Below are 13,535 nucleotides of genomic sequence, written 5' to 3'. Positions count from 1 at the left end.
AAAAAACGACATTGACAGACGCTTCCGTACTCCATTAAGTTTTAAACGAACATCATTTTATTCCCGATACAGAATATATCAAAAACCGCATTAATGAATTTGTCATTATTCATTAACGCTTCTCTGCCTTTTATTTTTTGCATCACTCAATAGCGAGATAAGATCATGAATATTAGTGCAAACAAGGTGGTTGTCATCACCGGTGCCAGCAGCGGTATTGGTCAGGCCATTGCCCTCCATTTAGCGAATAACGCGTTTTCGCTGGTGCTGGTGGCGCGCCGTCTGGACAGAATTAATGCCCTGGTGGATCAGATTATTCAACAGGGCGGCAAGGCGATTGCCGTAAAGGCTGACGTGACCCGTCAGGAAGAGGTGCAGCGCGCCATTGACGCTGCCGTTGCCGCATACCAGCGCGTGGATGTGGTGATCAATAACGCGGGCTTTATGGCTATCGCCCCCCTTAGCGAGCTGAAAACCGACGAATGGGACAAGATGATTGATACCAATCTGAAGGGCGTGCTGTACGGCATCGCTGCCGCGCTCCCGGTGTTCCAGCGTCAGGGCAGCGGGCATTTTATTAACGTTGCCTCCGTTGCGGGCATCAAGGTGCTGGCCCCTGGCGGCGTGGTGTATAGCGCCACGAAATTCGCCGTCCGCGCGCTGAGCGAAGGCTTACGTCAGGAGGCAGGTAAAACTATCCGCACGACGCTTATTTCGCCCGGTGCCGTCGAAAGCGAACTGCAATTCGGCAGCTCTGACGAAGAGAGTAAAAAATTTCTCCATGAGTTTTATAAGCAGGCTATTCCGGCTGACGCAATTGCCCGCGCGGTTTTATTTGCCATAGAACAGCCTGGCGACGTTGATATTAATGAAATTGTTGTGCGTCCAACGCAGGAAGAATTTTAGCCTGCGTTAAATAATGCTGAATGAGGTGTCATTATGATTAAATCATTAACGTCCTTATCAGATCTCAATATGCGAACGGGTGCCGATATTCTTCTTGAAGTGCTGGAGAGTGAAGGCGTGGAATATATTTTTGGCAACCCCGGCACCACCGAACTTCCGCTCATTGATGCCCTGCTTCGCCATGAAAATATTCACTATATTCTGGCGCTTCAGGAGAGCACCGTGGTGGCGATTGCCGACGGCTATGCGAAAGCCTCCGGCAAAACGGGCTTTATCAATTTGCATACCGCCAGCGGCCTTGGGCACGGTATGGGGAATCTCATTAATTCGCGGATTATGAAAACCCCGCTGGTGGTGACCGTTGGACAGCAGGATACGCGACACTACGTCCGCGACCCGCTTCTGTATGATGATATTGTTTCCATCGGCTCTCCAGTCATGAAGTGGGCGCAGGAGGTCACCAGCGCCGACCAGCTCCCGGTGCTGGTGCGCCGCGCGTTTCACGCTGCCAGCTATCCTCCTGGCGGCCCGGTGCTGCTCTCCCTGCCGATGAACGTGATGGAAGAGCTGAGCGACGCCGGGATACAGACGGCGTCGAGAGTAAACTACCACACCGTTGCGGGCTCGCTGGACGAGCTGGCGGAGGCGCTCAGCGAGATCGCGCCGGGCAGGATCATGATTGTGGCGGGCGACGAGGTGCACTCCAGCGGCTCGACGCAGGAGATTGTCCAGCTGGCGGAAGCGCTCGGCGCCCACGTCTACGGCTCCTCCTGGCCGCTGAATTTGCCATTTCCCACCCAGCACGCGCTCTGGCGGGGCAATATGCCCACCACCGCCAGCGAAATCGCCAGCGTCATCAATGCCTACGATGCCGTATTTATCATCGGCGGCAGAAGCCTGATGACCATTCTCTACAGCGAAGGGGACGCGATTCCGGGCTCGTGCGCTGTCTACCAGCTCTCCGCCGACATGAACGAGCTGGGTCGCACCTATGCCACCCGACTCTCGGTGATGGGGGATATCAAACTTTCCCTGAAGGCGCTCTTACCGCTGCTTGAGCAACGTCTGGTGGCAGGCAAACTGATCCATCAGCAGTTGCTTAAAACGGCACTCAGCGAACGTGAAAAAGAGTGGCAGCAGCAGGAAGAACGTCTGTCGGCAGAGCGGCTGCGCCCGCATATTTCGCCGATGGTCGCAGCCTGGGAGGTCATCCGCTCCATTCCGGCGGGTACCACCATCGTTGATGAAGCGATAGCGACCGCCAGGCATGTCCGCCGGTTCATCTCTGACCAGCAGCATCAGCGCTACTACTTTATGCGCGGCGGCGGACTGGGCTGGGGGATGCCTGCCTCCGTGGGGCATTCGCTGGGACGCGGACAGGAGCCGGTGGTCTGCCTGATCGGCGACGGGGCCTCCCTGTACTCGCCGCAGGCACTCTGGACGGCAGCACACGAAAATCTGCCGGTCACCTTTATCGTCATGAATAACAGGGAGTACAACATCCTGAAAAACTTTATGAAGAGCCAGGCCGACTACAGCTCAACGCGGCTGGGCCGTTTTATCGGAATGGACCTCGTGAACCCGCATATCGATTTTCAGTCGCTGGCCACCGCCATGGGCGTCCACTGCTGCCGGGTGACCGAGGCAGCGGATATCGCCGAAGCGGTAACGCGCGGCCTGCAGTCCGGAAAAACCAACCTGATTGAAATCGCTATTTCCGCGGATTAGCCGCGTGGTTGGGCTGTACCCTACATAAAAACTTATAACCGAAACGCCTCAAGCCGCTTTATTTGCCGTCCTTCCTCGTCAAAATTCGCCGCCGCCAGCCAGGCGCGCAGCTCCGCGTCTCTTTGCGGCCATTCGCCATCAATAATAGAAAGCATATCGCTGTCGCGGTTGCGGCCTTTCCGCACCAGCCGCTGGCGTAAGCGCCCTTCCCAGACGAATCCAAGCCGCTCCGCGGCGCTGCGCGATGCGGTATTCATCGAGTCGCACTTCCACTCCAGCCGTCGGTATTTGTGGTCAAAGGCGTTTTTCAGCAGCAGCCACACCGCCTCGGTGCCGATGCGGGTGCCTTTCATCCTGCGCGACCAGGTGACGTGGCCGATCTCCACCGAGCCCTGAAAGCGCTCGATCGCCATATAGCTCACCAGCCCGACCGCCTTTTCAGTGCGTAAATCCATCACGGCGAAGGGCACCAGATCATCATCCATCACCTTTCCGGACACCCAGTGTGCGGTGGCTTCCACGCTTTCAGGCCGGGTGCTGGCAAGCCACGTCCAGTCGCTGTCGTCGCCCAGCGCGTAGGCCTCAAAGAGATCCGCCGCGTGACGCCCGGCGTCCAGCGGCTCAAGACGGCAATACTGCCCGGTCAGCGCCGTGCGGGTTAATACCTGCGCGCACTTCCAGTCCGGGACGAGATCGTTAACGGTTTGACCATATTGATTGATTTCGGGCACGGGGGTGACTCCCTGAAAGGTAAGGATTTTGTTATAGCAGGTTAAAAGGGCGGCGAAAAGAGAGGCGTTTAATAACCAGGCCGCATGCGATATATCCGCATGGCATAAGCAAAGCAGAATTTCGACTTTGAAGAAATGTGGAGTCGACCTAACGTAGCGGAGCATAAAACAATCACAATATATTCTTCTCAGGGATCGCTATGACAAAAAAACTGTTGCCGTTACTGATGCTGGCTGCGCTCTCAGGCGCTACCCACGCCGCTACGCCGCCGACGACGCTGGTGGTTGCTCAGGGTCTTGATGACATCGTGAGCCTCGACCCGGCCGAAGCCAACGAGCTCTCCAGCGTCCAGACCGTGCCGAGCCTGTACCAGCGTCTGGTGCAGCCGGACCGCGATAATCCGGAAAAAATCACGCCGGTTCTGGCAGAAAGCTGGGACGCGGATGCAGCAGCAAAAACCCTGACCATCAAGCTTAAACCCGATGCAAAATTCGCCTCCGGCAACCCGCTGCGTCCGGAAGACGTGATTTTCTCTTATACCCGCGCCGTGACGCTGAACAAATCCCCGGCCTTTATCCTCAACGTGCTGGGCTGGGACGCGAGCAACATCGCCAGCCAGCTGAAAAAGGTGGACGATCATACCCTCCAGCTTCACTGGACGGCGGACGTTAGCCCCTCGGTGGCGCTGAATATTCTCTCCACGCCGATAGCCTCTATCGTCGATGAAAAAGAGGTTGCCGCGAACGTGAAGGATAATGACTTCGGCAACGCGTGGCTGAAAATGCACTCTGCGGGCAGCGGCGCGTTCAAAATGCGCGTCTATCAGCCGCATCAGGCCATCGTGCTGGAAGCCAACGATTCCGCCCCCGGCGGCGCGCCGAAGCTGAAAAGCATCATCATTAAGAACGTTCCCGATCCGGCTTCACGCCGCCTGCTGATCCAGCAGGGGGATGCGGACGTGGCGCGCGATCTGGGTGCAGACCAGATTAGCGCCCTGGACGGCAAGCCGGGCGTGAAGGTGCTGAGCATTCCGTCCGCCGAGCAGAATTACCTGGTGTTTAACACCGGCAACAGCGCCAATCCGCTGCTGAACAACCCGGCGTTCTGGGAAGCGTCGCGCTGGCTGGTCGACTATGACGGCATCACTAAAAACCTGCTGAAAGGCCAGTATTTTGTTCACCAGAGCTTCCTGCCTGTCGGCCTGCCGGGCGCGCTGGAAGACAATCCGTTTAAATTTGCCCCGGCAAAAGCGAAGGCAATCCTCGCCAAAGCGGGCATTAAGGACGCGCACTTCACGCTGGACGTGGAGAACAAGCCGCCGTTTATCACTATTGCCCAGTCGATGCAGGCGAGCTTTGCTCAGGGTGGCGTGAAGGTGGATCTGCTGCCTGCCGCCGGGAGCCAGGTCTATGCCCGCGTGCGCGCTAAGCAGCATCAGGCGGCGATTCGTCTGTGGATCCCGGACTACTTCGATGCGCACTCAAACGCCAGCGCCTTCGCGTGGAACGACGGGAAGTCCAGCACCGTGGCCGGTCTGAACGGCTGGAAAATCCCGGAGCTGAACAAGGCCACGCTGGCGGCGGTTGCCGAACCGGATCCGGCGAAGCGTCTGGATCTGTACAAGAAGATGCAGGAACAGCTGCAGCAGAGCTCGCCGTACGTGTTCGTCGATCAGGGCAAAACCCAGATCGCGGTGCGCGATAACGTGAAGGGATATCAGCAGGGACTGAACGCGGATATGGTCTGGTACGATCGCGTCACGAAGTAGCCCTTGTCCTTCTCCCTCTCCCGTGGGAGAGGGGGTCGTCCGTGCATATTTTCTGGATAACGATTTCCCATGCCGCATCTTTCCACCCGCGTGCTTCAGGGTCTGCTGACCCTGCTGCTGACGCTCTTCGGGCTGCTGCTCGTCACGTTTGCGCTTTCGGCGTTTTCCCCGGTCGATCGCGTGCTGCAGATCGTCGGGGATCACGCCAGCCAGTCAACGTACGATCAGGTTCGCCACCAGCTCGGGCTGGATCGTCCCCTACCCGTGCAGTTCTGGCACTATCTGCAAAATCTCGCCCACGGTGATTTAGGCACCGCCAGCGCCACCGGGCAGCCGGTGCTGCAGGATCTGCTGCACGCCTTCCCCGCTACGCTGGAGCTGGCGACGTTGGCGTTAATCATTGGGTCCGTGCTCGGCGTGACGGCCGGGGTGCTGTGCGCCCGCTACGCCGGTTCGCCGCTCGATGTCGCGATCAGAACGCTCACCCTGCTCGGCAACTCGGTGCCGATTTTCTGGCTTGGCCTGCTGATGCTGGCCCTGTTCTACGCGAAGCTGCAGTGGAGCGTGGGCCCCGGCAGGCTGGATGATATCTGGCAGTTCACCGTCGAGCCGCGCACCGGCTTTGCGCTGATAGACACCTGGCTTTCCGGCGATCGCGAGGCATTCCGCAACGCCATCAGCCACCTGGTGCTGCCGGTGCTGCTGCTGGCCTATTACTCGCTGGCAAGCATTACCCGTCTGACCCGCTCGGCCTGCCTCAGCGAAATGAACAAGGAGTACATCCTGCTTGCCCGCGCCAAGGGTGCCGGGGAGATGGCCATTCTGCTGCGCCACGTGCTGCCGAACATTCGCAGCACCCTACTGACGGTGATCGCCCTGGCCTATACCAGCATGCTGGAAGGGGCGGTATTAACCGAAACCGTGTTCTCGTGGCCGGGCATTGGACGATATCTCACCACCGCCCTGTTCGCCGGAGACACGACCGCGGTTATGGGCGGTACGCTGCTGATTGGCGTCTGCTTTGTGCTGATCAATAACCTTACCGACCTGCTTGTGCGGGCGACCGATCCCAGGGTGCGCTGATGCCGTTTTATCTCTTCTTACGCCGCCTGCGCCGCTCCCCTGCCGCCGTTTGCGGACTGACTGGCCTCGCGCTGCTGGTGTTTATTGCCCTGTTCGCGCCCTGGCTGGCGCCGGTTGATCCGAACTGGCAGGACGCTGCCGCGCGCCTGGAGGCACCTGGCGCCCGGCACTGGCTGGGCACCGACAGCTACGGGCGCGATCTGCTCTCGCGCCTGATTTACGGCACCCGTCCGGCGCTCGGGCTGGTGGCCCTGGTGACGGTCATTACCCTGCCCGCCGGGCTGCTGGTGGGCATTTTGTCCGGCTACTACGGCGGCTGGGTGGAGCGTATCCTGATGCGCTTTACCGACGTGGTGATGTCGATGCCGCGCCTGATCCTCGCCTTCGCGTTTGTGGCGATGCTTGGCCCGGGGCTGGTCAACGGCGCGCTGGCGCTGGCCTTAACGACCTGGCCCGCCTACGCGCGTCAGGCGCGGAGCGAGATTCAGCGTCTGCGCCACAGCGATTATCTGGCCGCCGCGGAGATGATGGGGATCCGCGGCCTGCGCCTGCTGGTCGGCCATATTCTGCCCCTGTGCCTGCCGTCCGCGATTGTGCGGCTGGCGCTGGATCTGGCGGGGATTATTCTGGCCGCCGCCGGTCTCGGCTTCCTCGGCCTTGGTGCGCGTCCGCCCATGGCCGAATGGGGGGCGATGATTGCCGACGGCATGCAGGTGATTTTTGACCAGTGGTGGATTGCCGCCATTCCGGGCGGTGCCATCCTGTTTGCCAGCCTGGCGTTTAACCTGCTGGGCGATGGCCTGCGCGACGTACTGGAGCCACAGCATGACTGAACACCGCGTTATCGTCGATGCGCTGAATATCGACTACCCCGCCGCGCGCGTGGTCAACAACCTGAGCTTTCGGCTTGGCAACGAACGGCTGGCGCTGGTGGGGGAATCCGGCTCCGGTAAGTCGATGTCCGCCCGCGCCCTGATGGGTCTGGTGCGTAAACCCGGTATCGTGAGCGCGAACCGGCTCAACGTGCTTGGCAACGATCTGCTGACCCTGAACGCCCGCCGCTGGCAGGCGCTGCGCGGCAACGGGATTGCGATGGTCCTGCAGGACCCGCGCTACGCCCTAAACCCCGTGAAAAGCGTCGCAGCCCAGCTTGATGAGGCGCTCACGCTGCATCAGCGCCTGACGCGCCCGGAGCGTGCGGCGCGCATTCACGACATCATCCGCGCCGTCGGGCTGAACGAGAACGTGCTGTCACGCTATCCCGGCGAGCTTTCCGGGGGCATGGGCCAGCGGGTGATGATTGCGATTGCGCTGATCAACAATCCGCAGGTGCTGATTGCCGACGAACCGACCTCCGCGCTGGACGCCCGCCTGCGCAACCAGATCCTCGAGCTGCTGGTACAGCAGTGCGAAGAACGCCAGATGGCGATGCTGTTAATCAGCCACGATCTGCCGCTGGTGGCGGAGCACTGCGACCGCGTGCTGGTGATGTATCAGGGTGAAAAGGTCGATGAGATGGCGGCGAACCGGCTCCCGCAGGCGACGCATCCGTACACGCGCACCCTGTGGACCTGTCGTCCAGACGCCCATACTTATGGACAGATGCTGCCGACGCTCGATCGTTCGCAGCCGTGGAAGGAGGCCAGCGATGGCGCTCGTTGAGGTTAACCAGGTGCAGGTCACCTTCGGGGAAAAAACGGCGGTCTCTGCCGCCAGCTTTAGCATAGAGAGAGGCGAGACGTTCAGCCTGATTGGCGAATCCGGCTGCGGCAAATCGACCCTTCTGCGCGTGCTGGCAGGGCTACAGCGCGAGTGGCGCGGCAGTATTGCCCTGCTGGGGGAAACGTTAACGCCAGGGCGCCGCTTTGAAGGCAAGCTTCGCCGCAACGTGCAGATGGTGTTTCAGGATCCGTGGGCCTCGCTGCATCCAAACCACACCATTGCGCGCACCCTGTCGGAGCCGTTAAGCCTACACGGCGAAACGCAGGTTGCGGAAAAGGTGGCCAATGCGCTGCACGAGGTGGGGCTTTCCGCCGACGCGGGCAGGCGCTACCCGCACCAGCTTTCCGGCGGCCAGCGCCAGCGCGTTGCCATTGCCCGGGCGCTGCTGCTGCGCCCGCAGCTTCTGCTGCTGGATGAACCGACCTCGGCGCTGGATATGTCGGTGCAGGCGGAAATCCTGAACCTGCTTAACCGCCTGAAGGCCGAGCATGAGATGACCTATCTGCTGGTGAGCCACGACGCGGACGTGATTGCCCATATGTCCGACCGGGCAGCGTTTATGGCGCACGGGGCGATCCAGAAGGTGTTTGACCGTGAGGCGATGTTACGGGGCGAGCACAGAATGGGTTAAGTTTTGCAGGCCGGGCAAGGCATCGCCGCCACCCGGCATAAAATTACTTCAGCAGCTTAACCGTCGCGTCGATGTCGATTTCATCTTCGGTAAAGATCATCGTCGTGTTCTGGAAGGTGGTGATCGCCAGCTTCTTCACCGTACGCATTTCGCCCGGCTTCTTGTCGGATTTTGGTTTGATGCTGTTCATCAGCAGACCCACCGACAGCACCGCGTTCTCTTTGTCGATTTTGGTCTCAACGGGCTCTTCTTCGCTGAATACCACGAAGGATTTGATCGAGGTGAGCTTCACGCGCTCGCCTGCAATATAGAGGTGCTTACTTTCGGGGATCACCTTCACCGCATACGCGGAAAGGCCTTTGGTGTTGGTGGTTGGCTCGAAGGTCACCGCAGCGTCTTTTTTAATCAGATCGGGGTTCGCGACCTTAATCACATGAAAATAGCGGTTGTCGCCGTTTTCATCTTTGATAAATCCAAAGCCTTTATCTTTAAACCACGTTGTGATTGTACCGTTCATCGCTGTTACCGCCTGTCAGATCGTAATGACTAAAGTTTTGCAGCGCGCAGTGTAATGCACAATGGCGGAGGAGACAAAAAAAAGCCCCTGCACGGGGGCAGGGGAAAACTCATGTCAGAGCTTATTAGAATTTAGTTGAACACCATCCCACCATCGATGAGCAGAGACTGGCCGGTCATATAGTCAGAGTCTGGCCCCGCAAGATATGAAACGCAGGCGGCAACATCTTCCGGTTCGGACAGGCGGCCAAGCGTGATGCGTTTGGCAAAGGTCTCGGTCCCGTAGCCGAGCGGTTTACCCGCCGCCTCGGAGACCTGACGGTCGATCTCCGCCCACATCGGCGTTTTCACGATGCCCGGGCAGTAGGCGTTAACGGTAATCCCCAGCGGAGCAAGATCCCGTGCGGCGGTCTGGGTTAAACCGCGCACCGCAAATTTACTGGAACTGTAGACGGCCAGCTCCGGGTTGCCGGTATGCCCCGCCTGTGAGCAGGCGTTGATGATTTTGCCGCCGTGTCCCTCTTTGCGGAACGCGTCAATCGCGGCCTGAATGCCCCAGATCACCCCTTTCACGTTAATGTTGTAGACCTTGTCGACAATCTCCGGCGTGATGGATTCGATCGGCGTGGACGGCGCCACCCCGGCGTTGTTGACGATAACGTTGAAGCCGCCCAGTTCGGTGCGGGCTTTCTCCACGGCCGCAAACACCTGCTCGCGGTCAGAGACGTCGACCTTCACGGCGACGGCCTTCCCGCCGCTGCGGGTGATTTCATCGGCAACCGCTTTCGCCGTCTCTTCGTTGTAATCGGCGATAGCGACGGCAAAACCATCCTTCACCAGACGAAGCGCGATCGCTTTGCCAATCCCCTGGCCTGAGCCGGTTACGAGAGCCACTTTTTGCATTTCTCTGTCCTTATGTTGATTCACAAAATCTGGCTGAGATGGAGCTGGCCCATCAGCAGCGGGTTATCGCTGTAGTCGACGGGAATGGCCACCACGGCCGGGCCATCGACATCCATTGCGGCACGCAGCGTCGGTTCGAGCGCGTCGGCACTCTCGACGGCAAAACCTTTTGCGCCGAACGCATCGGCATAGGCTTTGAAGTCGACCGGGCCGAACTCGACGCCGGAAAGACGCTGGTATTTTTTCTCTTCCTGAATGGCAACCATGTTGTAGGCGTTATCCACCCAGATGATGTGCAGCACGTTGGCGTTGAGGCGTACGGCGGTTTCCAGCTCCATGCTCGACTGCAAAAAGCCGCCGTCGCCGGAGACCGACACCACCTTGCGGCCCGGGTTGACCAGCCACGCGCCAATCGCCCACGGGAGCGCCACGCCCATGGTCTGCTGACCGTTGGAGATCATCACCTGACGCGCGCGGAAGCTGTAGAGGTAGCGGGCGATCCAGATGTGGAAGCTGCCCATATCGACGGTAAGCGTCACGTCGTTGTTCACGATGTCCTGCATGGCGCGCACGATGCGCAGCGGATGCAGGGCAAACTGGTTAAGCGATGCGCCGCGGCGGTCGAGGAGGTCCCGCTGATGCTGGCGATCGACCAGAATTTCCGAGGCGCGCTGGCTCAGTTCAAGCTTGTGCTCAATGCGGCTGGCGAGCAGGTTCAGCGTGGCGGCGATATCCCCCACCAGCTCCAGATCGGGAACATACTTGCGCTCCTCATAGGCGGGCAGCACATCGATGTGCACCAGCGTCGCGTCGCCGCTGTTCCACATAGAAGGCTCGTACTCCACCGGGCTGTAGCCGATGCAGATAATCAGATCCGCCAGATGCAGCAGCCGGTCGCCCGCCTGGTTGTTAAACAGGCCGACGCGTCCGGCAAAGCGGGTGAAGTGTTCCTGATTGACAGCCCCGGCGGCCTGGTAGGTGCTGGTGACCGGGATACGGCTTTTCTCCAGCAGCTTGCGCAGCGCGGCGCTGTTGGCGGGCTGGCTGGCCATCAGGCCGAGTAAGATGACCGGGTTTTTGGCCTTTTCGATAAGCTTCGCCACGTCGTTAATGGCGGATTCCGGTGCCGGCCCCATCAGCGCGGGACCGCTGGCGGGCAAAATCGCCCCCGTGGTGGGCTGGTCGACAATATCCTGCGGCAGGCTGACAAACGCCCCGCCCGGCCTGCCGTGCTCGGCGGCGCGAAACGCGTTGGACACCACCTCAGCAATCGCGTCCGGGGAGTTCACTTCCACGGCGTATTTCGTCACCGGGCTGAACATCGCGACGGTGTCCATGCTCTGATGCACCAGCTTCGCTTTATCTGCCCGCTTCACCGCCCCACCCAGCGCTACCACCGGGTCGCCTTCGCTGTTGGCGGTGGCAATACCGGTGATCAGGTTCGAACAGCCCGGTCCGGAGGTGACCAGCGCCACCCCGGCTTTGCCGGTCAGACGCCCCACTGCCGCCGCCATAAACGCCGCGTTGGCCTCGTGGCGTACGGGAATGATCTCGATGGAGGAGTCCAGCAGGGAGTCAAAAACCTTGTCGATTTTTGCCCCCGGGATCCCGAACACCTGCTTCACGCCCTGCGCTTCCAGCTGGCCGACAACCATATCGGCGCCGTGCGCCCACTGACGTGACTGTTTCTCACTGTTCACGGTAGTTCTCCTGTTAGTTTTCGACGGCGCGGATAGCCGCATCAAGGTTGCTAGGGTGCAGGTTGGCCTGTAAAAACGCGCTGTCGGCGGGCAGGTCAATCATCAGCTTGTGAATTTCACCGAAGGTGAGCACACCGCTCTCCAGCTGGTAGTCGAGCAGATGGCCGCCGCCCTGTCGGTCGTCGGTGATGAAGTGTTCGTGATAGCCCGCCACGTTTATCCCCTGCATATGCTGCGGCGTGCGGAACCCCACCAGCACGCCCTCGCGCTGGTTAAAGCGGAACACCGGCTGGTCGTCCAGCACATCGGTCATCGCCCGGTACGGCGGCGTCTGGCGCGGTACGGTGCGGGTGTGCGCGTGGCGGAAATTGCCGTCGATGCGCAGCGCGCAGAACAGGTTGTCGGAGGGGATCTGCTGGTCGATCACGTCGTGGATCTGCTGACGGCTGACCGGCCCGTCGAAGGTTTTGCGGTACTGCGGCTGGAACCAGGTCATCACCGCGAACGGGGTTTTTTGCTCCGGCTTCGCGGCCCGGGCGCTGCCGTCGGCGCGCAGCTGGTATACCTGGCTGCTGAAGGCAATCATTTCGCCGTCCAGCTCGTTAAAGGTGCCGAGGCCAAAATCGCCGTGTGCCAGCAGGTCGGCGATGGTGGTCTCCCCTTCGTAGACGCCGCTTAGCAGGGCGCTCATTAGCGATGTCTGATAGATCACGCTGTCAGGATGTTGAGCCGAGAACCCGCGCAGGGTCTCGCATAAACTCGCCTCACAGTCGCATGCAGATGAATGCATCATCATGCTCGTCCTCTTCAACTTTATTTATAAAGGTTAAATAAATGTTGACCCGATTCAGCAGAGAGTTCCAATATAGAATCCATGCTGGTTTGAGACGTTTTTGATATGGAACTTCGTTATCTGCGCTATTTTGTCGCGGTAGCACGCGAGCGACACTTCACCAGGGCGGCCAACGCGCTGGGTATTTCACAGCCTCCTCTGAGTCAGCAGATCAAACGGCTCGAAGAGGAAGTGGGCACGCCGCTGTTCAGGCGCCTGACGCGGGGCGTGGAGCTGACCGAGGCGGGAGAAGCCTTCTATGAGGACGCCTGTAAGATCCTGGCGCTGAGCGACGCCGCGCTGGAGAAAGCCCGGGGCATCGCGCGCGGGCTGAACGGCAGCCTGTCGATTGGCATTACCAGTTCGGATGCCTTTCATCCCAAAATCTTCGCCCTGATCCGCCAGTTTCAGGTGCAGAACATGGCAGTGCAGGTTCACCAGGTGGAAGCCAACATGTCGTCGCTGACCACGATGCTGGCGGAGGGTGAGCTGGATATCGCCTTTGTGCGCCTGCCGTGCGAAAGCAGCAAGGTGTTCGAATTAAAAATCCTCGACCGGGAGCCAATGGTGGTGGCGCTGCATCGCGATCATCCCCTGGCGACGTGCGGCGATCTGGCGCTGGAGGAACTGCGGGATACGCCGGTGGTGCTGTTCCCGCAGGAAGTCGCGCCGGGTCTGTATGACCGGGTTTACGGCTGCTGCGAGCGGGCCGGAATAAACGTGCAGCGCGCGCTGCAGTCGTCGCAGCTTTCCTCTTCCCTGAGCATGGTCTCCGCCGGCGGCGGGTTCGCGCTGGTGCCGAAATCCATGGCGGCCATTTCACCACCGAATGTCACCTACCACGCGCTGCGCTCGCCGGAGCTTTATACCGATATCGCACTCTGCTGGCGGCGCTTCGAACGTTCGCGGACGGTGAAGCGGTTTCTGGCGATGTTGAGCGAAGGGTGACGGCAGCGCGGCTGTGCCCGGCGGCGCTTCGCTTGCGCGAGCCTACGGTTCGTGTCGCGGGTTGGT

General features: G+C 60.0%; 13 protein-coding genes. 8 read left to right on the top strand and 5 right to left on the bottom strand.

Annotated features, from left to right (window positions below; genetic code table 11):
- Positions 1-165 precede the first annotated feature (165 nt).
- Together INF77_RS19915 and INF77_RS19910 are read left to right on the top strand one after the other, a co-directional pair.
- On the top strand, positions 166-906 hold the full coding sequence (locus INF77_RS19915; protein WP_028012273.1) for an SDR family oxidoreductase: 741 nt from the start codon (positions 166-168) through the stop codon (positions 904-906).
- 33 nt (positions 907-939) lie between these two features.
- Positions 940-2,634, top strand: coding sequence for a thiamine pyrophosphate-binding protein (locus INF77_RS19910; RefSeq protein ID WP_193532199.1), 1,695 nt, complete (start codon positions 940-942; stop codon positions 2,632-2,634).
- A 32-nt stretch (positions 2,635-2,666) separates the two neighbouring features.
- Here the strand turns inward: INF77_RS19910 and INF77_RS19905 are convergent, their stop codons facing one another.
- A complete protein-coding gene (locus INF77_RS19905; protein ID WP_048998934.1) occupies positions 2,667-3,365 on the bottom strand; it encodes a GNAT family N-acetyltransferase in 699 nt (232 codons plus the stop codon).
- A gap of 200 nt (positions 3,366-3,565) precedes the next feature.
- Between INF77_RS19905 and INF77_RS19900 the strand changes: the two genes are divergently transcribed.
- From INF77_RS19900 to INF77_RS19880, 5 genes are all read left to right on the top strand, one after another.
- A complete protein-coding gene (locus INF77_RS19900; protein ID WP_193532198.1) occupies positions 3,566-5,134 on the top strand; it encodes an ABC transporter substrate-binding protein in 1,569 nt (522 codons plus the stop codon).
- A 69-nt stretch (positions 5,135-5,203) separates the two neighbouring features.
- Positions 5,204-6,217, top strand: a complete 1,014-nt coding sequence (locus INF77_RS19895; RefSeq protein ID WP_048961395.1) for an ABC transporter permease — start codon at positions 5,204-5,206, stop codon at positions 6,215-6,217.
- The gene (locus INF77_RS19890) at positions 6,217-7,050 is read left to right on the top strand and encodes an ABC transporter permease (protein WP_063438265.1); all 834 of its coding nucleotides are present in this window, start codon (positions 6,217-6,219) and stop codon (positions 7,048-7,050) included. The genes INF77_RS19895 and INF77_RS19890 overlap by 1 nt, the downstream gene beginning before the upstream one ends.
- Positions 7,043-7,879, top strand: coding sequence for an ABC transporter ATP-binding protein (locus INF77_RS19885; RefSeq protein WP_047367679.1), 837 nt, complete (start codon positions 7,043-7,045; stop codon positions 7,877-7,879). Before INF77_RS19890 ends, INF77_RS19885 begins: the two co-directional genes overlap by 8 nt.
- Positions 7,866-8,570: an ABC transporter ATP-binding protein gene (locus tag INF77_RS19880; protein ID WP_193532197.1), complete on the top strand. Its 705-nt coding sequence runs from the start codon at positions 7,866-7,868 to the stop codon at positions 8,568-8,570. The genes INF77_RS19885 and INF77_RS19880 overlap by 14 nt, the downstream gene beginning before the upstream one ends.
- A 43-nt stretch (positions 8,571-8,613) precedes the next feature.
- On the opposite strand, the gene INF77_RS19875 is transcribed toward INF77_RS19880, so the two are convergent.
- The 4 genes from INF77_RS19875 to budA form a co-directional block, all read right to left on the bottom strand.
- The gene (locus INF77_RS19875; protein ID WP_045260739.1) at positions 8,614-9,087 is read right to left on the bottom strand and encodes a cold-shock protein; all 474 of its coding nucleotides are present in this window, start codon (positions 9,085-9,087) and stop codon (positions 8,614-8,616) included.
- Positions 9,088-9,218: 131 nt separating this feature from the next.
- Complete coding sequence (locus INF77_RS19870) at positions 9,219-9,989, bottom strand: (S)-acetoin forming diacetyl reductase (RefSeq protein ID WP_045631532.1); 771 nt, start codon at positions 9,987-9,989, stop codon at positions 9,219-9,221.
- A 20-nt stretch (positions 9,990-10,009) separates the two neighbouring features.
- Positions 10,010-11,731, bottom strand: coding sequence for an acetolactate synthase AlsS (gene alsS / locus INF77_RS19865; protein WP_206689309.1), 1,722 nt, complete (start codon positions 11,729-11,731; stop codon positions 10,010-10,012).
- Complete coding sequence (gene budA / locus INF77_RS19860; protein ID WP_028012263.1) at positions 11,703-12,482, bottom strand: acetolactate decarboxylase; 780 nt, start codon at positions 12,480-12,482, stop codon at positions 11,703-11,705. Before budA ends, alsS begins: the two co-directional genes overlap by 29 nt.
- Before the next feature lie 105 nt (positions 12,483-12,587).
- Between budA and INF77_RS19855 the strand changes: the two genes are divergently transcribed.
- Positions 12,588-13,469, top strand: coding sequence for a LysR family transcriptional regulator (locus INF77_RS19855; RefSeq protein WP_088205189.1), 882 nt, complete (start codon positions 12,588-12,590; stop codon positions 13,467-13,469).
- Positions 13,470-13,535 lie beyond the last annotated feature (66 nt).

It is taken from the genome of Enterobacter cloacae complex sp. P1B (assembly GCF_014982345.1).
GTDB classification, from domain to species: Bacteria; Pseudomonadota; Gammaproteobacteria; order Enterobacterales; family Enterobacteriaceae; genus Enterobacter; species Enterobacter bugandensis.
The sequence above is the reverse complement of the archived record's forward strand: the minus strand, read 5'-3'. Positions and strand labels throughout refer to the sequence as shown.